This window comes from Paraburkholderia sp. GAS33, assembly GCF_050436645.1.
GTDB classification, from domain to species: domain Bacteria; phylum Pseudomonadota; class Gammaproteobacteria; order Burkholderiales; family Burkholderiaceae; genus Paraburkholderia; species Paraburkholderia phenazinium_B.
Map to the genome: position 1 here is coordinate 406864 of NZ_JBNDMP010000006.1, position 20283 is coordinate 427146.

Sequence of the window (20283 nt, forward strand, 5' to 3'; positions counted from 1 at the left end):
GGGCACAGTGACCAATCTTGTTCGCTCGCGGATGCTGTGGTCCGCCGTCGTGCTGGCGGTCGCGGCGGGCACGCTGCCCTGGTGGGTGTCCGGCTATATTCTCGGCATCCTCACCGTCGCCTATTACTTCAGCGTGTTTTCGATGGCCTGGGACCTGCTGTTCGGCTTCGCCGGCGAGGTCAACTTCGGTCCCACGTTTCTGATTGGTCTCGGTGCCTACTCGGCCGCGATACTCGATGCGCGGTGGGGGCTGCCGATTCCCGTGTGCATCGTTGCAGGCGGTCTTGTCGCACTGATTGGCGGGCTGTTATTGGCGGTGCCTGCGTTGCGCTTGCGCGGTCCGTATTTCGGTCTGATCACGCTGGTTGCCGTGCTATTGCTGCAAAACTCGATCGTGATCTTCGCGGGTATCACCGGCGGCGAGATCGGCATGACCGTACCCGATGTCATGTCCGTCAGTGCGGAGCAAAACTACTGGTATGCGCTCGCGTTTCTCGTGGTGTGCGCGATCATCCTGTTCGGCCTGTCGCGCTCAGCGATGGGCCTCATCCTGCAGGCGAGCGGTCAGGACGCCATCGGCGCGCAGGCGCTCGGCTTCAACGTAACCAAGCACAAGCTCGCGGCCTTTTGCATCAGCGCGGTGTTCTCCGGCGTGGCCGGTGCGATGCTCGTGTTCTACCAGGGCACCGCTTCCGTCAGCACTGTAGTGGATCTTGGAGTGGGCGTGCAGATCATCATCGCCGCTGTGCTGGGAGGGCGCCGCACGATCCTGGGCGCGGTACTCGGCGCGGTGTTCCTGATCGTGGCTGGTGAGTTTCTCAGGCCGTTGGGCCAGATCAATACCTTCGTAGTCGCAGCGCTGGCGCTCGCGGTCATCCTGTTCTTTCCGGACGGCCTGCTCGGCAACCTGCTGCGCGTGAGAGAGCGAGAATGAGCGAAGCCTCTCGCCTCTCGGTACGTGGCCTGACCAAGCGCTTCGGCGGCCTGGTCGCGGTGAAGGACATCGGCTTTGACATCGAGGCCGGCGAGATCCTCGGGCTTATCGGTCCGAATGGGTCCGGCAAGTCGACCGTGATGAAGCTGATCATGGGTATCGAGCGGCCCAATGCCGGGTCGGTCAAGATGGACGGCACGGAGATGGCGGGCTGGGCGCCGCACCGCATTGCCCGCGCCGGCGTGGGCATCGTCTTTCAGCACTCGCGGCCGCTGCATCGGCAGACGGTGCTCGAGCACATCAAGCTGGCGCTCTTGCCTGACTCATTGATCAAGCTCGTCGCCGATCCGCATGTCAACCGCCGTGCCCGCGAAATCGCCGAGCGTGTCGAGCTCGGCGCCGTGATGCACCGGCATCCTGCTACGCTGCCGTTCGCCGATCTGCGACGTATGGAGATGGCGAAGGCGATTGCGCGCGATCCGAAGGTCGTATTGGTCGATGAACCGTTCGCAGGACTGACGATGGCGGAGTCGGAGTCGTTCGCGGCGCTGATTCGCAGTTTTCGCGCCGAGGGTCGCGCTGTGCTGCTGGTGGACCACAACGTCAAGAGTCTCGCTGCGCTGGTCGACCGCGCACTTGCGATGTATCTGGGCGAGCAGATCGCGGAAGGCACGGCCGAACAGGTGATGCAGAACGAGACCGTGCGGCGCGTGTATCTGGGCGGCAAGATCGAGACGAGAGAGCGGACGCGCGACGAGGTGGTCAGCAAGCCGACGATTCTCGATGTGGAGGATCTTGGCGTACTGTACGGCAAGGCACGGGCGCTCGACGGCGCGAGTCTTCATGTGCGCGAAGGGGAATTCGTCTCGGTGGTAGGACTGAATGGCGCCGGCAAGACGACGCTGTTCAACGCCATTTCGGGTTTTGTGCCGTACCAGGGCACGATCCGTTTCGGCGGACAGGATTTGCGCGGCATGAGCGGTGCAGCGATCGCGCGGGCGGGCGTGGTGCAATGTCCGGAAACTCGTGAGCTCTTTAGCGATATGACTGTGCGTGAGAACCTGGACCTCGGTGGATACCATCTTGCCGAAACTGCGCGCTCTGAGCAGTTGGCGTGGCTCTTCGAACTGTTCCCGATCCTGAAGTCGCGGCAACGTCAGACGGCGCGCACGTTGTCGGGTGGTGAACAGCAGATGCTGGCCATCGCCCGCGCGCTGATGATGCAACCGAAACTGTTGATTCTCGACGAGCCGACCCTGGGGCTCGCACCGGTGATCCTCGAGCAATTGTCGAAGGCGCTGGAGTTACTGCAGCGGACCACGCCGATTACGGTGTTGCTGGGCGAGCAGAATGTCACCTTCGCGTTGCCGCATGCCGATCGGGTGTATGTTCTGGAGCATGGCCGGATTGTGTGGGAAGGTGATCCGTCCAGCTTCGAGCGCGAGATGGGGCGGGGGTACCTGGAAATTGTGCCGGTGGGCGATCCTCCGGGGTTTCCGGCGCAGGCGTAGATGCGGGAGGATAGGCGCACATGCAGCAGGCAGCGATAAAGCAGGCGACGAGTTCGCGGTGGTGGCGTATTGGCGGGGCATTGCTGACTGGTTTGTTTGTCGCCTATCTGGATCGCACGAATCTGTCGGTCGCATTGCCATCGGTTGCACAGGACCTTGGCTTTTCTGGCGCACGGTTTCCGCTGATGTCCAGCTGGGTGTTGACCATCTTTTTGATCGGCTATGCATTGGCCAACGTCGTCGGAGGTGTGGCCACCCGCAAGCTTGAACCGAAGACAGTGGTGATGGCCAGCTTTGCGATATGGTCCACGGCGACTTTGTTCGCCGGCCTTGCGAATGGCGTTGCGGTGATGTTGATATGCCGCCTGATCCTGGGGATCGCTGAAGGCGTCTATTGGCCACAGATGTCGCGTTTCGTGCGTGACTGGTTCGCGCCTGACGAACTCAGCAAGGCAAATTCGATCATTCAGTACTACGGTCAATACCTTGCGCTCGCGACGGGATTTCTGTTGCTTACGCCGATTTACGATACGTTCGGCTGGCGTACGCTGTTTTTCCTGACCGGCGCTATCGGTTTGGTGTTGATCGTGCCCATGTATGCAAAATGTCTCCGGCCTCGAAGCGAAGCGCCATTTGCCGAGTCGGAAAACGTCGCCGCCGTCGTGCCACTGACGTTCAATGCGGTTGGCGGTTGGGCATTCGTGTTGCTCGTTATCAGCTATATCACTCAGGGCATGCTGTTCTGGGGTATCACGTTGTGGGTGCCGATGGCGGTCAAGTCGATCGGTTTTAGCGGCGTCGCTCAAGCGCTGGCCAGTTCTGTCCCGTTCGTGGCCGCAATCCTGTTTGCCATTCCGATGTCGATGATCAGTGACCGCACCAACAAGCGTGTGTTGATCGCCGGACTTGGGCTAATGATCCCGGGTGCGATGTTGCTGCTGCTACCCGAGTTGCATAGCGGCTATGCGAAGCTTGGCCTTATCACGCTTGCACTCGGGCTATACGCCAGTAGCTATACACCCAATATCTGGTCGATCTTGCAACTGACCGCGCGGCCGTCGGCGATCGGCTCGGCATCCGGAATCATGAACGGCGTCGGGGCGGGGGGCGGCGGTACGATAGCCGGTTTCATGGTCGGGCTGCTGTATCGCGCGAGCGGCAGCTATATGTTGGGCTTCACTATGCTCGGCGGCATCGTGATTTTCGGCGGTATTGCGCTGTTGGCGTCGGGTTGGATTGTTACGCACCGCAAGCCGGGCAGTTCCGTATCGCTTCAGTATTGAACCGCGGTCCAATCATGGCTTGCGCGAAGTCCATGTGACGACGGCGGCCAATTGACGTTGGCAGATCGATTGCCATGAACAGGCAGCGTTTGCACGGTTCGACGTTACTTCAGGTAACAAGTGAATTGCCGCGGACCATGATGATTTCGCGTCGAAACTCGTCCAGAATAGAGGCTATTTCGATCACGACCGAAACTTCTGGGTGCGAAAGCAATGAAACAGCCAATCAGAATCGATTTTGTCTCCGACGTAGCGTGCCCCTGGTGTGCCGTCGGTTTATCCTCGCTGCAACTCGCGTTGTCGCGACTTGGTGATACGGTCGACGCCGAAATAGTCATGCACCCCTTCGAGCTGAATCCGCAGATGGTCGAGGAGGGTGAAGACCTCGTCGAACATATCGCAAAGAAATATGGGCGCACTCCGCAGCAGGTGAGCGAGGCGCAGGCCGCGCTTCGCCAGCGTGGCGCGGATGTCGGCTTTACCTTCGGAACGCGTACACGCATCTACAACACCTTCGATGCACACCGTCTGATCCATTGGGCCGGCATCAAAGGCAAACAGGTACAGCTTAAACAGGCGCTACTGCAGGCTTATCATGGCGAGGGCAGGCCCACGAGTGACCATGACGTTCTGGTGGAGGCGGCGGAATCTGTGGGACTTGATGGCGCCGAGGCGCGTGCTGTGCTGGATGGCGGCGACTATGCCAATGAGGTTCGTGTAGAAGAAGAGCAGTACCAGGCAATGGGCATTCATTCTGTGCCGTCGATCATTTTCAATAATCGATACCTGCTGACGGGCGCACAACCCGCTGACGTGTTCGAGAAAACCATTCAGCAGGTTCTGGCCGAGGGGTAGTGTCTGGTTGAACCGAAATCTTGATTGAAGGGGGCGATCGGAGGTGAGCGGCATCGTTTGTCTCGTATATCATCGAGGCTCCACGGTTGATCGAGAGCGACTGATATATGGGTTCGGATTTTCGCAAGATTGTTGAGTTGACTGACGTTAAAGCAGAGGATCTGATGTCGATCTTCGAGCGTGCAAGCGACATGGCGCAACTGTGGCGCGAGCGGCGCATGCCTCAGAGTCTGGCGGGCAGGCGGATCGCTCTCGTTGTCAACGAAACCGGCTGGCGAAATACCACTGCCTTCGACCTCGGCATTCAGGCAATGGGCGGAATCTGTGTGCAACCGCCGCTGCGTTGGGATGCGCATGAGGATTTGCACGACCTTACTGCGTACCTCGGCAACTGGTTCGACGCAATAGTCACCCGGGCGCCTCAGTTGTCTATCCTGCGGTCCGTCGCCGACTCGTTCGATGGCCCCGTTATCAACGCCAGAACGAGACAGAACCATCCCTGCGAAACCTTGGGGGATCTGGCTTTTTACTATCATAAGCATCGAACCATCGACGGCATCAAGGTCGCAGTCATTTCGCCAAAATCGAATATTCTGGGTTCTTGGGTTGAGGCGGCAGCTGTATTGCCCATTGAAGTCGTGCAGATTTACCCGGCCAAATGGCACGACCAGAAAAGTGCGGAAGCCGTCTCTCGTTTCTCCTGTAGTTCGGATATCAAAGCAATCGAAGGTTCGAATATTGTCATTACCGATTGCTGGCCTGAAGGCGCAGATCCTGCTGAGCTGATGGGCTATCAGGTCACCGACAAGATGCTCGACGGGCTGCCGGATGACGTCGAATTTTTCCCCTGTCCGCCGGTGTATCGAGGCAAGGAAGTGTCGGCTGAAGCGATGCGACACGCCGCGTGCCGGGTGATTGAAGCGAAGGCGTTTTTGATGCACGCGCAAAATGCGGCGATGGAGTGGGTGTTTGGTGAGGGGTGAGCGGCGGACCCTCAGTGCCACCCTTGGACCAGCAGCGGAAATCGTTTCGAACACAACCTTCAGGATATGTTCTGCATGTTCCCCGATCCTTGGCTAGACCGATGGCTGACATTGATCAAGGCGCGCACCGGTGAACGGCCCGTACTTGAGATTGGCTGTGGCTACGGCGATGACACCGTGGTCTTGGCGAAAGCCGGCCTCCGTGTGATCGGTTTTGACCTGTCACGTTCCTCGGTAGCGTCGACCAGGATCAGAGTCCCCTCTGCGAGCATCGAGCGACGAGATGTTCGTGATCCGCTCCCCGAAGATGCCACGGACCTCGGCGTTGCGTTGGCGAGTCTGTCGCTTCACTACTTTACCTGGAAAGAAACGGTGTCGATCGTAGATCGCGTGAGATTGGCGTTACGATTGGGCGGCGTACTGCTATGTCGATTGAACTCTACCGAGGATAGGAATTTTGGTGCGGATGGATACGAAGAAATCGAACCGAACTATTTTCTGGTGAACGGACAGCCGAAGCGATTCTTTGACGAAAGCGCGGTGCGTCGACTCTTTGGGGATGGTTGGAACACGATCGCGTTGGAGCACATCACGACCGACAAATACCAGAAGCCCAAGGCAGTTTGGGAAGTCGTTCTTGAGCGTGTGGGGTGATTTGTTGCCGAGGGAGCTCTAGCCAGCTCTTCGAAGAACGCCATCCATAGATCGTGGTCTTCCATAGGCGCAAGGATGCGGCGCCTAAGGAAGACAGTCTGCTCTGGATGTGCAGAATCGCTGTCCGAGACGACTCTGGCACCCGGGAAATTTTAGCGACCGGCGCTCTGGCCGCCGTCGACGTGCAGGATTTCTCCTGTGATGAACGGAGCGGAATCGAGGAATAGAATCGCATCGACGATATCGCTCATCTCGCCCATGCGTCCAAGCGGATGGAAGGCACCCAGCGCTTCGTGGGTTTCCGGCGCATGCATCGGCGTCCTGATGATCCCCGGCGCGACGGCATTCACGCGAATACCTTTCCTGGCGTACTCAATCGCGAGCGACTTCGTGGCAGCGTTCTGACCACCCTTCGTCAGGGCTGCCAGTACCGAATACACGCCGCTGATCGCAGCGTCAACGGTGCTGGAAGTTACGCTAACCACGTGGCCACTCGAATGCTTCTCCATTTCGGCGATGGCGAGTTGCGTGATGTAATAAAAGCCCGCGATATTTACGTTCACCACAGCAGCGTAGTCTTCCGTGGTGTGTTCAGTGAAAGGCTTGCCGATGTAAATGCCGGCGTTGTTCACCAGCGTGTCGATCCGGCCAAATCGTGCGACACCCTCGGAAATGACACGCTGGGCGGTTGCCGGGTCTCCAATATCACCGGCGACGGTCAGGATGCTCGGGTCGTCCGATGGCTTGATTGAACGTGCGGTCGCAACAACACGGCAGTCCAGCTTGCGAAACGCTTTGACAACTTCAGCGCCTATGCCTTGCGATGCGCCGGTAACGACGACAACCTTTTGTGACGTGCTCATGCCTTACCCAAAATGTTCTGTTCGGTTTTAACGCCGATCGGGCCGACGGCTCCGATCAACGCAAATGTGGACGCGTTGATTCAGGTCCCGCATAAACCTGCAATCAACCCTTTGCAGCCTGTGCGAGCCACTGGTCGAGACTGACACGACCAATCCGCGCGTCGCCGAGCGGCACGAGCGATTGCTCCTCGACACGGCCGCCGTAGTAGCGCGCATCGGCATCGGTCAGCACCGGGCGTGCGTCGCCTGCCGATTTCAGATAGCGCGTGACGATCTCCGCGAAGGGCCTGCGATCTGGGCCGGCGATGTCGACCGTGCCGTTCAGCGGCGTGGCGAGCGCGACCTGCGCGAGGATCGCCGCGACATCGTCCGCGGCGATCGGCTGAAACAGTCCGTCGCCGATGCGCACCGTGCCGCCGTCCGTGCTGAAATCCGCGATACCGCCGATGAACTCCATGAACTGGGTTGCACGAACGATCGTGTACGGCACACCCGCCGCTTCGATCACCTCTTCCTGCGCGACCTTGGCAACGAAATATGCGTTCTCCGGCGTGCGGTCGCAGCCCACGATCGATAGCGCGACGTGGTGGTGCACTCCCGCGGCCACTTCGGCCTTGCCGAGATTGCGCGCCGAAGTTCGAAAGAAGTCGAGCACCGCTTGCGGCTCCCAGGATGGCGCGTTCGTCACATCCATTACGACGTCCGCGCCCACCAGCACATTGCTCAGACCCTCGCCCGTTACAGCGTTCACACCGGTACGCGGTGAGGCAGCGACTGCCTCATGGCCCGCTTTGCTGAGCAGTGCGACCACACGCGAACCGATCAGGCCGGAACCACCGATTACGACGATCTTCATGGCAGATTCTCCAGATGATAGTAAGGGAACACGCAGGCGCTCGGCGGCCGCGGATTGCGCGAAAGTCTTTGCCGCCGTGGCGTTGCATGAGGCTATTGTGGAAAAATCATGCTCTATCGAAAAGTGCCAAGAATCGTCAATTCAACTAGTCCAAGTTGCTTCCGTGCTCCGTGTTCGCGAGACCATCATGACCGTGCTGACTGATGCATTGACTATCGAAATCGATCGGCAGCAGCAGTTGCCGATCTATCTGCAGATCTGTGAGCGCTTCAGGACGGCGATCGCCGGGGGGCATCTACGTCCCGGCGATCGCGTGCCCGCGCTGCGCGGCCTCGCAACACAACTGAACACGGCCCGCGGCACTGTCGAGCTGGCCTATACGATTCTCGTCGACGAAGGCTACCTGCAGATGCGCGGTGCGGCGGGCACGTTCGTATCGCCGACGCTGCCGGTATCGGTGATGCGATTGCCGCGTGCGCACGATGTTCAGCACACCCAGGGCGGGCAGGGCGCTGAACGAACAGGCATGCCGCAGACGCCCGGGGAATCGCATGGTGGTCAGTCAGCGACGCGCCAGGTGTCCATCACCGTCGCCATGAGCGGCGAGCCGCGGCCGTTGCAACCTGGGCTACCCGCGCTCGATGCGTTTCCCGGCAAGGTGTGGAACCGGCTCGTCTCACGTCGTGCCCGCAGCGGCGACCTTGCGATGTTCGCGTACCCGGATCCGGCTGGCTACCGGCCGCTGCGCGAACACATCGCTACCTATCTCGGGCTTTCGCGCGGTGTGACTTGCCTGCCGGAACAGGTGTTCGTGACCGGCGGCTACCGTGCGACGCTCGAACTCGTGTTGCGCAGTCTCGCCCGCCCGAACGATCGCGTGTGGTACGAGGATCCCGGGTATCTGCTCGCGCGCGGCTTTCTGGCCGAGACCGGCGTACAACTCGTGCCGGTGCCGGTGGACGACGAAGGGATTGACGTCGAGCGCGGCACACAACTGGATGCGCAGGCGCGCTTCGCACTGGTCACGCCGTCGCATCAGAGCCCGCTCGGGTACACGCTGTCGCTCACGAGACGCATGGCGCTGCTCGACTGGGCGGAGAAAGCGTCCAGCTGGATCATCGAGGACGACTACGACAGCGAGTTCCGTTATCAGGGTCGACCATTGCCGGCCCTGAAGAGCCTCGACCGGCGCGATCACGTGATCTATTGCGGCACGTTTAGCAAAGTGATGTTTCCCGGTTTGCGGCTCGCGTATGCGGTGGTGCCGGAGCGGGCCGTCGAGCGCGTCGGGAGGGTGGCGCGCAGCATGAATGCCGGATCACCGACGCTATTGCAGGCGGCCGTGGCGGATTTCATCGAGCAGGGGCATTTTGCGCGGCATCTGAAGCGAATGCGTGCGTTGTACGGCGAGCGGCGCAAGCTGATCGTGCACGCGCTAGAGCAGACGTTTGGCGAACGAATGATTGTCGACTTGCCACCCGGTGGAATTCAGTTCGCCGTGCAGTTCGCCGATGGCCCAGATGGCCCGGTCGACGATGTCGCCGTCGCCGCGCGCGCTCGCGAGGCAGGGCTCGCGGTGCTGCCGCTTTCGATCTGGTATGCAAATGGACGCGCACGGCGCACGCTGCACGGCCTTGTGATGGGCTTTGCGAACATCGCGGATGCGGTTGAAGCGGGGCGGCTTGCGCGGATGTTGCGCGGGTGCCTGGACGGTTGATGTGGGAAAGTGATGCTTGCGAAGGGCCACGAGGTTATGGAAAAGGTGCTGACAGCCTCGACTCGCGGCTAATCCAGCTATTGATTGACGAGCGCAATATGCATATTCCATTTTCGGGCGGCTGCGCATGCGGATCGGTTCGCTATGCATGTGTGCGGGAACCCGTAGCCATGATCAACTGCCATTGCAGAGACTGTCAGCTCTCTAGTGGCGCCCCTTTCGCGTCAGGCATCATCGTCAAGACTGCCGATCTCGAGGTCTCTAGTAAGCCGAGAACATATGCGGTTCCTGCAAGCAGCGGTGGCCTCACAACCCGGAGTTTTTGCCCCGACTGTGGAACCCCTTTGTTCACGCAAAGCTCAGCTTATCCACAAGTCACTTCTATCCGATTCCCCTCGCTAGACGACACCTCTGACTTTAAACCAATGCTAGACATATATACCGCTAGTGCGCAACGATGGGTTTGCTTTGATCAAGCGATTCCTCACTTTCCTCAATCGCCCCAGCAGTGAAAAGGAGCTGATGGCTAACCGGGTTTCTACACAAACCGTGTCAGGTGCTGTTCCGATGGGGCCTCTCAATGCCGGCTTGCCGGGATCTGCTTAGGGTTGCGCGGTGCTGATTGCGGTCGGTCATCACGGCGCAACGTGGTCGAGCGTACAGACTGCTAATGGAGCTTCGTGTTCTGGTTGAGGGGTTTGGACTCCTCGACCCACCGCCAATATCCGGTTCAGACCGCGCACCGCGCAACCACAATGATGAGTACATGGGTACATGAACTGCCGTTATGGTTGATGGCACTTGTCACTTTCGGTGCGATATTTCTCGCGGGCGCGATCGTCCATTTCGCCACCGGATGGCTTGCTGCCGGTCGATATGCGCGATCATTCAAGGCGATATCGCCCGGCCTGCTTTCTCCACTTGGCATCATATTCGGCTTATTTATCGCCTTCACGGCCTCGCAAGTCTGGAACGATACAGCGCGCGCCAATGTCGCGGTCGCCACTGAAGCGAGTGCGCTGCGATCGGTTGTTGTCATGTCTGCCGTTTTGCCAAACGAAGCCCAGACCGAACTGCGAAGGATGGTCCGAGACTACATCCAGTACACCGCGACAACTGAATGGCCGCTCCTGGCGAAGGGAGCCGTTACACTTATCGTTAGTCCCCCCACGCTGAACAACGCACTGAAGTTCACGCTATCCCTGCCAGTCGTTACGCCCGGACAGCAGACGGCGCAGCGCGAGGTCGCGGCGTCCCTGCAGCAGGCTCTTGAAGTGCGTCGCGAGCGTATCCTGATCAGTCGCAGCGAAGTGAATGGTGTCAAATGGTTATGCCTGGCGATTCTGGCGGTGTGCCTGCTGTTCGCCATCGCATTCGTTCATTGCGACAACCGGCTGACATCTGCCGTGGCAATCGGACTGTTTTCCGTAGCACTCGCCACAACCTTTTTACTCATCCTCTCCCACGATCGGCCCTTTACAGGAGAAATCGCGCTGACGCCGGAGCCGTTGTTGCAGGTGATGCCTGAGAGTCAATGATCGTTGTCGGCCCAGAAACGGCCGCTTAACTCAGCCGCCCACGTGGTCGACGAGCGGAAATCCGTTGAGCGAATCGGCGCCGTGTCTGCCGCTCCGTTGAGCCTCACGCTGCGCCCGGCCGGGTTAGTCCCCATAGATCCCCATTGTGCAAATTCATTACAGTTCACAGTCTGTTCGTTTCAAGAATGGATGTTCGTCAATCGAACTCTTCGAGTGAGAAAACCACAGGTGCTGCTGTGTACCGCGCACGCCGATTCCAGACCGGCGAATCGATCTCACCCGAGGCGCTCGTTGCACCTGCTCGAACGCGGATCGGGCAACATCTTCAACGCGACATCTGCGATCGGCGACCGGATTCCAGACTGCGCCCTCGGCCTCGCGTGGTCGGCGCTTCGGGTGTTGGGATCGTTCACAGGTTCTGACCGGACCCGGAAGCCCATGGGCCGCGCGGAGTGCACAGTCCATCACAAGGAGACAAAGCGTGCGTCAGAGTGAGGCCGTCAACGTACAGACATTTATCAATGAACACCCGTTTTCGGGGTTCCAGTGGCTCGTCTTCGCGATGTGTTTCGTTATCGTCCTGCTCGACGGCTTCGATACTGCGGCGATTGGCTTCATTGCGCCGTCGCTAGTGACCGAGTGGGGCATCAGCAAGCCGGATCTCGCGCCCGTTTTGAGCGCGGCGCTGTTCGGCCTCGCTTGTGGTGCGCTGGTGTCGGGTCCGCTTTCCGACCGGATCGGACGACGTGTATTACTGCTTGGCTCCGTCACGCTGTTCGGCGTGGCGTGTTTCGCCTCGGCGTTTTCCGGCGACATCGGGCATTTGACCGTCCTGCGCTTTGTCACCGGTATCGGACTTGGCGCCGCCATGCCGAATGCGGTCACGCTGATGAGTGAATTCTGTCCCGACCGCCGCCGGGCGACGCTCATCAATCTGATGTTCTGCGGTTTCCCTCTTGGCGCGGCGTTTGGCGGCTTTCTTGCGGCCTGGCTGATTCCGCACTTCGGCTGGCGCAGCGTGCTGCTGCTCGGCGGCACCACGCCGCTGCTGTTGGCTGTGTTGCTGCTGATCGCGATGCCCGAGTCGGTGCGCTATCTGGTGGCGAAGCAACACGCGGTCGAACGGATCCGTGCGACGCTGGGCCGGATCTCCAGCGCGGCCCAGGAAGCCGGTTCGTTCGTGATGACGGAGTTGGCGCCAGCAGTGGCGGGTAAGCAGGGCCTGCGGGTGGTGCTGTCGCGTCAGTACATAATCGGCTCCGTCATGCTGTGGCTTGCCTATTTCATGGGCCTGGTGATTTTCTATGCGTCCATCAACTGGATGCCGGTTCTGCTGAAAGAGGCGGGACTCCCGCCGCAACGAGCCACCCTGATCTCGGCGCTGTTCCCGCTTGGTGGCGTGGGTGCCGTGCTGTGCGGTGTCCTGATGGACCGCTTCAACGCGAATCGTGTGATCGCGGTCTGCTATGCACTGACGGCGATCAGCGTGTACTGCATCGGTCAGGCGGTGGGCAATGTCGGGTTGCTCGTGCTGGTGGTGTTCGTCGCCGGAGTGTTGATGAATACGGCGCAGTCGTCGCTGCCGGCGCTCGCGGCTGCGTTCTATCCGACGCAAGGTCGCGGAACGGGTGTTGCATGGATGCTTGGCATTGGCCGGTTCGGCGGCATCGCCGGTTCTTTTCTGGTCGCGGAACTGACGCGTGAGCACTTCTCGTTCGAAGGGATCTTCGCGGTTGTCGCGGTGGCCGCTCTGATTTCGTGCGTCGCGTTGCTGGTCAAGCAGGCGGCTCATCCGGGTCACGGGACATCGAAACCATTGAAGGGCGAGTCGCTCGGACACTGAGCGACAGCTGCCGCAGCCCCATACTCCGTCGATCACATCATCATGACCTGGATGAATCCGGTATCAATCGGGCATCGCTACTGCCTGCTTGTGAGGGCGCATCGCCTAGCCACTGCAAGAATTCACCCACATGCTGCGCCCACAGGTCGGGACGCGTCATGGTGAAATGGCCCGGCGACGATGGCGTGCCCTTCTGCACCGCGTACCTGCCTTGCTGGAGCGTCGGAACAAGTCTCTCGAGGACCTGCAGCGAGTCGGGATTGAACTCGTCGTCGGAGAAATTCAGGGCGAAGAGTTTGGCCTTGATCCTGGGAAGCGCTGGCTCGGGATCGTAGCTGAATGACGACTTGAGTGAATACAGGATGTCGTTCGGATCGACGTGCTCGGCCTGAAAGCGAGTGGTCGCGAGGAACTTGTCCGCCGCCGCGCCGTCGGGAATTTCCTGCTGCAGCGCGGGCGCGCTGTCGATCATCATCCGCAGTACCCTGAAACCGTCGATCCAGCCGCGCGGCGTTTGCGTGTAGTCCCCGTTCTTCCAGTCAGGATCGGAGCGGATCGCGTCGATCACCATACGCCGCCAGAGCAAATTGCGGCCCGAGACTGTAATCGGCAGCGAGACCACCGGCATCACGCCGTCCATCATGTCGGGATACATCTCGGCCCATTGCCATGCGTTCATGCCACCCATCGACATACCCAGAATCGCATGCAGATGCCCGATACCCAACGTTTCGGTCACCAGCTTGTGCTGGAGATCGACGATATCGCCGTAATCATAGTTCGGAAATTTCGCCTTCAGTCCGTCGCTAGGTTTGCTCGACTGGCCGTGGCCTACATTGTCGGGAAAGATCAGATAGTAGCGGTTCGCGTCGAGCGGACGACCCGGGTCGAACAGCGTCTTCGTGTAAGTGGGACTCAGCAGCGTGCGGCTGTCCGCGCCCGTCCAGTGCAAGACCAGGACGGCGTTGTCGATGGCCCCCTGGGCATTGCGATGCGGCGTGCCGAGCGTTGCGTAGTGAAGCTTCAACCGGGCCAGCGTCTCGCCGTCCCGGAATTTGTAATTGTCGAACCAGACATCGGCCTGAACGGCCGCCGGATTCACGCGCTGGTCCCACGGCGCAGCTCCACTGGCGGAAGCGGCGGACGGTGCATTGGACTGGGCCGATGCGATACCCGCGAACATGGGGCCGAACGACAGCAAGCCAAACAGCGCGCTGGCTGCGGCACGGGTATGACGAGACGTCATGATGATTTCCTTGCTTGGTTGGGGAAGGCGTGTGCGCCTCGATTCGGCTCATGCTGTTACAGCGGCATGCTTACCTGGTGTTAGACAGACCTGGACGGCGACGCAGCAGGTCGAACGCCATGATGTGGCTCGCCCCCGAAATTCCGACGCCGTAGAACGGGATCAAGGCCATCGGCAGCGTTTGGATGCCGGACATGCGGGGATCGTTGAGCAGGAAGTAGGTCAACCCGGTACCAACCGCCACGACGAAATCGGCAAACCCGAACAGGTGGAAGACCAGATACCGGTTGCGCGTCTTTGGCAGCAGCGTGACGCCGAGGGCCAGCAGTCCTGCCATGAGGTCGCCCCATCCCGCGTTCCGCACGAAGGCCTCCGGCAGGAGGTCATGCGCCCCGTACCAGAAGAAGACCAGCGCGGCCGCGATGCGCCAGATGTGGAATGCTGTCAGCGTCCGCAACCCGATGGTCTCGATGTATGCGCGAAACCTTCTGGACAGTGCGTATACAACGACCGGCGCCACGATTCCCAAAGCGATGAGGCCCGCGAGCGACAGCGGGTAGACGGCACGATAGACGCCCGCTTCGGCGGCGGCGGCAACAGCCAGTCCCCAGACGATCAGCACCCCCAGCAAAACGCGCGGCCCGCTGCTTTTTCCGATTTCAACTATCTGATTCATTGTAAATATCCATTAGTTAAACTAAATTGTTGATCCACTTCCAGCACCTTCTGGACGCGATGCCGGAGAGTTACAGTTCGCCCTTTCTACCGTCTTCGGATAGCTTCAGAAGCGGCGTCGACTTGAACAGGTTGTCCGGCTGCACACGCTCCCAGAGGCTTCCCTTACCTTGCTGCCGGCCGCGCTTGTCTTCACGACGGAGCCACTGTTCGACGGTCCGGATGCGGCCCGGATGGATTTCATCGAGCAGCGCGTAGTCACGCTGGATCACGCCGTGCTTCCAGATGTTCCAGAACCCGGTGAAATTGTCGCGGAAGCTCATCGTGCTCTTGTCGTTCGGATCCGCGTTGTATCCGGCAGGCAGGCTCGCGGCCATCTTGAGCGGGCCGTTCCAGTACGTGTCCAGATCCGTGTCGATATAGCGCGCCGGATGCCCGGTCACCTGCTCGAACGCCTCGGCTAGTTTGTGGTACTCGACCTGCTCGATCGCGACTTCGAGATCCATGCCGTTCGAGCGCTCGGGATGGTCGAACAGCCAGCGTGCGTAATAGCCGCAATCGTCCAATGCGACGTGGGGCACCGAGCCGTTGCCGAGTGGCACGCGCCAGATCAGCACGCCGTCCTCCACGATCGGCATCATTGGCGTCATGGCCGAAATCGCCATCTCCATGTACGGCCCTGTGGTGAACACGGCCGCACCCATGCGGTCCCGGTTCGTCTGGTTCTGGAACAGGATCCATTCGCCTACGCGGCCTTTCCCATCATAGTGGCCGGCGCGGAAGCGGGAGTCGTAGCCGGCCTTCTTGAGTGCGTAGTCGAGGTTGCCGTACACGAAGAACTTGATGCCTTCTTCCAGCGCGATTTCGTAGCAACGGATCGCCCAATAGATCTCCGTTTTCTCGCCGGTGTTGAATCCGTCGAGATTGATGTATGCCCCGTCGCAACCACGGAAGCCTTCCCGAAGGACGGCTTCGTCGGCGAACGTGCCTTTCAGGATTGATACGTTGCCGAGTGCGAGCAACGCCTTGGCCCGCCGGGAATCTGGATCCCGGCTCAAAGCCCGAACAGAATATTTGCCATCGGCGACGAGCGCGCTGATGACGGGCAGGCCCTGCGCGCCAGTACCGCCAACGACGAAAATCCTGGAAGTGGCGTGGGAGGTCATGATCGATTCCTCAAGTTTGATTGAACGGGCATCCGGACCGGCAGCACTCATCACCGGGGCAGGCCACTAACTCTTATAATAAGAGTTGGTGGCCTGCCCGGCAAGTACTTTCCGGTTCTTTGGTCCATGACGGGGCCGCGGTGCCTCGTGGAATCGTTCTGCCTGATCACGGCCACTCTTATAATGAGACTTACCCGGCGACGATCGTCGGGCTACTAGGGACACAGTGCATGCGTTCAAAAGGTTTCGACGGAATGGTGTGCTCGATCGCTGGCGTGATGGCGGTGATCGGCGACCGATGGGGTTTACTGATCCTGCGCGATCTCGTCTTTGGCCTCAGCCGATATGACGAGTTTCGCCAGTCGTCGGGCATAACCAATGCGACGCTCAGCGATCGACTCAAGCACCTGGAGGCCAATGGTCTCGTCGAGCGCAGACGCTATCAGGTCAATCCGGATCGATTTGAATATCTGTTGACCCGCAAGGGTTGGCAGGTCGCCCCAGTGATGCCGGTACTCGCCGAGATAGGGGATAGCCTGGGGGTCTCCGGGGCGTCGGCGCCGCCGATGAAGTTTGTGAATCGGAATACCGGGGCTGAGGTGCGGTGGAGCTTTATCGATCAAAAGACAGGTGAGCAGCTCAGCGCCGCAGACGTGGCTATCAAGGAAGGCCCCGGGGCAGACGATCTGCTCCGTTGGCGTTTGTCGCAAGGTGAGCGCCGCCATCAGAAAGAATGATGAGGACAACGAGATCTCTCGCGATACGTAGCGCCTTTGTCGACTGATCTTTGAATGAGTGCACTCAGGTCCGCGCCAGTCAGAGACTAGGTGGCTCAACGGCAGTTACACCTGCGGGACCGGCCTTTACGATTGCGCGTTGCGCAAATGAGGTCCGAACGGTGGCTCGGGTCGATCTGAGCCGAGCGTCGTTGGACCGGGTTCGGCCAGAAGCTGCCCTCCACATCCTGTGTCAATGGGACGTTCAGGCGTTGGCTACACGCCGTGACCGGACATCCAATCGCGAAGGACGAACGTTCAGTCGTGAGCCGGAACTGACGTTCGTCCGTCGCCTCGTTACGTACGCTATTCGCTTCAGATAAGCTACTCGTCGATGGCAGTCGCGAACATTTGCAATCGGCGACGAATGCGTACTTTCGTTAAGGCCTATGCCACCATCGTGGCAATTTGTTCGTGCTACGCTTTCGCGGTGTGGTGCTCCACAACCGTAAGAAGTCATCTTTTCGCCAAGCGATAACGGGGAACATCGAAGCGAATGCCAGTCACTATCGAGCACGTAGCAGAGTTTATTTTTGCATACACCCGTAAGTATCGGGAAGTTTATGCAAAAGCGACAACTCCTTCACCTGAAGGGCCGGGCTATCCGGCGATTGTGAGATCACCGTTTCTGAACGCATCGTCGCTAGACGTCTATGTCGCACATGATGGAGTTGCTGTTGCCCAGCTTGGTGATCGCCCATACCAATGGCACATCGCGGGCGGCCCGGCCTTTAAGATCGACTACGAGCCAACCCGCACGCCGCCCTACGTATTCAAGACGCTTGCCGATCATGGCTTTCTCGGCAAGGCAATCGGCATCTACAGAATCGTTGCCAAATCGGAGCTGCCCGAGGCAGTTTGGCGCGGTGAAGTGCAAGGAATCGAACGAGAGAAAACCCTGCACGACTCATCAACACAGGTTTCGCTTAACTTGCGGGAAGTGAGGGCCTCGCTTGGCGACGTAGTCAATGCGCTCACATTCGGTGCATACGGGGCGGTACTGAACGTACATGTGCCGACCAATGATTCGCAAATTGGTGAGTCTCACCTAACCCGTGGTTTCGGAATGTTTCCGGCAGACTTGTCGACGCGCCGGTTTTTCGAATATCTGGAAATATTCGGTCATTCGGACCCTTGCGCATGGGATTTACGAGTCGTGAACTTGCGAGTTCATCGGGACATCAGAAGAGACCTCGCGCAAGCGATGAGTAACCCGGATGGCGATGGCGGAACTATGTCGTTCGGAGACACCCCGTCTTGGATTGAGTCTTACGGCAATCGACTGGGGCTTCTCAAGTCAGCAATAGACGATCTCAGATCTGCGCTACAGCAGCGAGACGATGACGTTGAGGCCGTCTTTCATACCTTGCTTGAGCGGCATCCGCTGCTTCTCGATGTGTATGGGATCGTCGAAAGTAGGCCGGGGCTCAGCTATCCCGATGGGACTGCGTCGCCAATTGGGAAAACAAAGTTGCAGCCCGATTTTATCGTCCGCTACTCGGATCAATCATACAAACTTGTCGAGATCGAAAGGCCGGCTAAAGCAGTTGCGACATCACAGGGACAGCCGCGTGCGGAAGTCGCCCAGGCAGTTTTTCAGACGGCAGAATGGAAGCACTTCATCAAGACGCACTATCAAACCATTGCAGATCGTTACCCAGGTATTCAATCTAAGTGCAAGACCGCGGTTGTCATGAGTCGCTCGCGGCAAGAAAACTTCAAGAACATCAGTGACATGCGCGCATACATGGGCCTAATAATGGAGCAGTTTAATATTGACGAGTTCTTGACCTTCGATGACCTTCTCGATCGGGCATCGACTGCATACGCGCTCTTATCTGGCCTCGGCGAACAAGTCGGCTAGGGGCTAGATACAGGCGTTACGAACGGCCAGCGTGAAGCATTGAAATCTGGGAGATCGACCCTTGTGACGTCGAATGGTTAGCGGGCTAGAGTCATCTCTCTTTCGGACCGCTATCGCGAGGGCGATGTCTGGTCCACTTCGAGACCCGCCATTCGCCCCGCGCGACGTTGAACGTCCGCCTAGGGTCGACCCGAGCCGAGCGTCGTCTGCCGCGTTACTCCTCGCGCATTGCAATGCCGCTTCGCGCGAAGCGTGAAAAAGACAGAACCTTCAACCGTCTTCCTTTCGCCGGCACCCCGATGCTATTGCCATCGATAGAAACGATTTCACCGGCGCTTTTGTTTGCCCGTAGGAGAACGCAGTTGCACGTCGACGCATTGCGCGCGCAATGGAGGTCATCATGGCCGTCTTTCAGTGGACAGGAAGTGCGAGTACAGGCGATTTCTCGACAGCCGGAAACTGGCTGCCCGCAGCGGGTGCGCCGCCCGGACCCAACGACCTGGCGAAGATCGAAGGCGCTGCCGTGCCGATCACAGGAACGGGCAACCCGGAAATCCTGTACACATCAGGCACAGTCAAATTAGCGGGGCACTTCACGGAAACCTATGGCAGCCCCGTCAATGCACAGCAGTTAACCTTGCTGCCGGGTGCCGTGCTGACTACGCCGATGGTGCACTTCGTCGTGGGCATTGATTCCCCCCCGCCAATGATCGGCAATATGACGGTGGGTGAGGGCAGCGCTGTCGTGATCGCAGGAAGCCACACACCAAATAACTACGCGATCGAGATGTCCGAACTCGCTGGGTCGAACTCGAGTCTAGTGGTCGAGGGCGCTGGCGCCGTCGTCAACGGCGGCAATCTGCCGATGTCCGTGGGACAGGCCGGCCCCAGTTTGTTGACGATCAGGAACGGCGGCGTCGTGAGCGTCGGGAATGCGGATCCGCTCATCTACCCGTGGTGTCTGGTGATCGGCAATCACCCAGGGTCTAGCGGCACGGTCCAGGTTCAGCGCGCGTCGCTGCTTGGGCACGGCGAGATCATCGTTGGCCGCAATTCGACGGGCACGCTGAACGTGGACGAAGGCGGTCTGGTCGTCGCGGAGGATCTTGCGATCGGCTGGGAACCGACGAACCAGCAAAATTCCCCACCGACCGAGGGCATCGGCGCGGTGACGGTCAAAGGGCGGGACGCCCGACTGATCGTTGATAACCAGTTGGAAGTCCAGCACATGGGAACCGGCTCACTGACGGTCGCGGATCATGGCTTCGTGTCGGCGGGCGTCGGAATCGTCGTGAATGGCACGCTATCGCTGGCGAATGGGGTGATCGATACGCTGGCGTTGGGCGTCAACACCGGCGCGACGCTGTCGGGCAACGGTACTGTGATCGCCGCGCAGGGCGTTGACAACAACGGCGGAGTGATCAGTAAGCGGCTCGTCCCGGCCGTTATAGACGCTGGCTGAGGGCGACATCAAAGTGATGTCCATCATTTCCGATCTGATGGGCATCACTTTGACACA

At 59.5% G+C, this 20283-nt stretch carries 18 protein-coding genes; 13 read left to right on the forward strand and 5 right to left on the reverse strand.

Going from position 1 to position 20283, the window contains the following annotated elements:
• The first annotated feature begins 7 nt into the window (after positions 1-7).
• From P3T24_RS21260 to P3T24_RS21285, 6 genes are all read left to right on the forward strand, one after another.
• On the forward strand, positions 8-934 hold the full coding sequence (locus tag P3T24_RS21260) for a branched-chain amino acid ABC transporter permease (RefSeq protein WP_083611665.1): 927 nt from the start codon (positions 8-10) through the stop codon (positions 932-934).
• On the forward strand, positions 931-2445 hold the full coding sequence (locus P3T24_RS21265; RefSeq protein WP_429437506.1) for an ATP-binding cassette domain-containing protein: 1515 nt from the start codon (positions 931-933) through the stop codon (positions 2443-2445). Before P3T24_RS21260 ends, P3T24_RS21265 begins: the two co-directional genes overlap by 4 nt.
• A gap of 20 nt (positions 2446-2465) precedes the next feature.
• Entirely contained in the window at positions 2466-3728 is a 1263-nt protein-coding gene (locus tag P3T24_RS21270; protein ID WP_429437508.1) for an MFS transporter, read from the forward strand.
• A 213-nt stretch (positions 3729-3941) separates the two neighbouring features.
• A complete protein-coding gene (locus tag P3T24_RS21275) occupies positions 3942-4583 on the forward strand; it encodes a DsbA family oxidoreductase (RefSeq protein ID WP_074267906.1) in 642 nt (213 codons plus the stop codon).
• 107 nt (positions 4584-4690) lie between these two features.
• Positions 4691-5566, forward strand: coding sequence for a hypothetical protein (locus P3T24_RS21280; RefSeq protein WP_429437511.1), 876 nt, complete (start codon positions 4691-4693; stop codon positions 5564-5566).
• Between the two features lie 75 nt (positions 5567-5641).
• Positions 5642-6220 (forward strand): class I SAM-dependent methyltransferase, encoded by a 579-nt coding sequence (locus tag P3T24_RS21285; protein ID WP_429437514.1) that lies wholly within the window; start codon positions 5642-5644, stop codon positions 6218-6220.
• Positions 6221-6372: 152 nt separating this feature from the next.
• Here the strand turns inward: P3T24_RS21285 and P3T24_RS21290 are convergent, their stop codons facing one another.
• Positions 6373-7083: an SDR family NAD(P)-dependent oxidoreductase gene (locus P3T24_RS21290; protein WP_429437516.1), complete on the reverse strand. Its 711-nt coding sequence runs from the start codon at positions 7081-7083 to the stop codon at positions 6373-6375.
• Between the two features lie 103 nt (positions 7084-7186).
• Positions 7187-7939: an SDR family oxidoreductase gene (locus tag P3T24_RS21295; RefSeq protein ID WP_429437518.1), complete on the reverse strand. Its 753-nt coding sequence runs from the start codon at positions 7937-7939 to the stop codon at positions 7187-7189.
• A 187-nt stretch (positions 7940-8126) separates the two neighbouring features.
• Between P3T24_RS21295 and P3T24_RS21300 the strand changes: the two genes are divergently transcribed.
• The 4 genes from P3T24_RS21300 (at position 8127) to P3T24_RS21315 (ending at position 13037) form a co-directional block, all read left to right on the forward strand.
• Positions 8127-9656 carry a PLP-dependent aminotransferase family protein gene (locus P3T24_RS21300; RefSeq protein ID WP_429437521.1) on the forward strand — a complete coding sequence of 510 codons (1530 nt, stop codon included), beginning with the start codon at positions 8127-8129 and terminating at the stop codon, positions 9654-9656.
• A gap of 170 nt (positions 9657-9826) precedes the next feature.
• Positions 9827-10168: a GFA family protein gene (locus P3T24_RS21305; RefSeq protein ID WP_429437591.1), complete on the forward strand. Its 342-nt coding sequence runs from the start codon at positions 9827-9829 to the stop codon at positions 10166-10168.
• Positions 10169-10354: 186 nt separating this feature from the next.
• A complete protein-coding gene (locus P3T24_RS21310) occupies positions 10355-11194 on the forward strand; it encodes a DUF4239 domain-containing protein (RefSeq protein ID WP_429437524.1) in 840 nt (279 codons plus the stop codon).
• 481 nt (positions 11195-11675) lie between these two features.
• Positions 11676-13037: an MFS transporter gene (locus P3T24_RS21315; protein ID WP_429437526.1), complete on the forward strand. Its 1362-nt coding sequence runs from the start codon at positions 11676-11678 to the stop codon at positions 13035-13037.
• Positions 13038-13077: 40 nt separating this feature from the next.
• Here P3T24_RS21315 and P3T24_RS21320 read toward each other — a convergent pair whose 3' ends face one another.
• The 3 genes from P3T24_RS21320 to P3T24_RS21330 form a co-directional block, all read right to left on the reverse strand.
• On the reverse strand, positions 13078-14283 hold the full coding sequence (locus P3T24_RS21320; RefSeq protein ID WP_429437529.1) for an alpha/beta fold hydrolase: 1206 nt from the start codon (positions 14281-14283) through the stop codon (positions 13078-13080).
• 70 nt (positions 14284-14353) lie between these two features.
• The gene (locus tag P3T24_RS21325) at positions 14354-14959 is read right to left on the reverse strand and encodes a hypothetical protein (protein ID WP_429437532.1); all 606 of its coding nucleotides are present in this window, start codon (positions 14957-14959) and stop codon (positions 14354-14356) included.
• A gap of 70 nt (positions 14960-15029) precedes the next feature.
• Positions 15030-16124, reverse strand: a complete 1095-nt coding sequence (locus tag P3T24_RS21330; RefSeq protein ID WP_429437534.1) for an NmrA family NAD(P)-binding protein — start codon at positions 16122-16124, stop codon at positions 15030-15032.
• Between the two features lie 230 nt (positions 16125-16354).
• On the opposite strand from P3T24_RS21330, the gene P3T24_RS21335 reads away from it, so the two are divergent.
• From P3T24_RS21335 to P3T24_RS21345, 3 genes are all read left to right on the forward strand, one after another.
• On the forward strand, positions 16355-16861 hold the full coding sequence (locus P3T24_RS21335; protein ID WP_429437536.1) for a winged helix-turn-helix transcriptional regulator: 507 nt from the start codon (positions 16355-16357) through the stop codon (positions 16859-16861).
• A gap of 535 nt (positions 16862-17396) precedes the next feature.
• On the forward strand, positions 17397-18764 hold the full coding sequence (locus P3T24_RS21340) for a Shedu anti-phage system protein SduA domain-containing protein (RefSeq protein WP_429437539.1): 1368 nt from the start codon (positions 17397-17399) through the stop codon (positions 18762-18764).
• Between the two features lie 400 nt (positions 18765-19164).
• A complete protein-coding gene (locus P3T24_RS21345) occupies positions 19165-20226 on the forward strand; it encodes a hypothetical protein (protein WP_429437541.1) in 1062 nt (353 codons plus the stop codon).
• Positions 20227-20283 lie beyond the last annotated feature (57 nt).

Coding starts and splice junctions, on each gene's coding strand:
- P3T24_RS21265 (WP_429437506.1), top strand. CDS start 931: ATGAGCGAAGCCTCTCGCCTCTCGGTACGTGGCCTGACCAAGCGCTTC.
- P3T24_RS21270 (WP_429437508.1), top strand. CDS start 2,466: ATGCAGCAGGCAGCGATAAAGCAGGCGACGAGTTCGCGGTGGTGGCGT.
- P3T24_RS21275 (WP_074267906.1), top strand. CDS start 3,942: ATGAAACAGCCAATCAGAATCGATTTTGTCTCCGACGTAGCGTGCCCC.
- P3T24_RS21280 (WP_429437511.1), top strand. CDS start 4,691: ATGGGTTCGGATTTTCGCAAGATTGTTGAGTTGACTGACGTTAAAGCA.
- P3T24_RS21285 (WP_429437514.1), top strand. CDS start 5,642: ATGTTCCCCGATCCTTGGCTAGACCGATGGCTGACATTGATCAAGGCG.
- P3T24_RS21290 (WP_429437516.1), bottom strand. CDS start 7,083: ATGAGCACGTCACAAAAGGTTGTCGTCGTTACCGGCGCATCGCAAGGC.
- P3T24_RS21295 (WP_429437518.1), bottom strand. CDS start 7,939: ATGAAGATCGTCGTAATCGGTGGTTCCGGCCTGATCGGTTCGCGTGTG.
- P3T24_RS21300 (WP_429437521.1), top strand. CDS start 8,127: ATGACCGTGCTGACTGATGCATTGACTATCGAAATCGATCGGCAGCAG.
- P3T24_RS21305 (WP_429437591.1), top strand. CDS start 9,827: ATGATCAACTGCCATTGCAGAGACTGTCAGCTCTCTAGTGGCGCCCCT.
- P3T24_RS21320 (WP_429437529.1), bottom strand. CDS start 14,283: ATGACGTCTCGTCATACCCGTGCCGCAGCCAGCGCGCTGTTTGGCTTG.
- P3T24_RS21325 (WP_429437532.1), bottom strand. CDS start 14,959: ATGAATCAGATAGTTGAAATCGGAAAAAGCAGCGGGCCGCGCGTTTTG.
- P3T24_RS21330 (WP_429437534.1), bottom strand. CDS start 16,124: ATGACCTCCCACGCCACTTCCAGGATTTTCGTCGTTGGCGGTACTGGC.
- P3T24_RS21335 (WP_429437536.1), top strand. CDS start 16,355: ATGCGTTCAAAAGGTTTCGACGGAATGGTGTGCTCGATCGCTGGCGTG.
- P3T24_RS21340 (WP_429437539.1), top strand. CDS start 17,397: ATGCCAGTCACTATCGAGCACGTAGCAGAGTTTATTTTTGCATACACC.
- P3T24_RS21345 (WP_429437541.1), top strand. CDS start 19,165: ATGGCCGTCTTTCAGTGGACAGGAAGTGCGAGTACAGGCGATTTCTCG.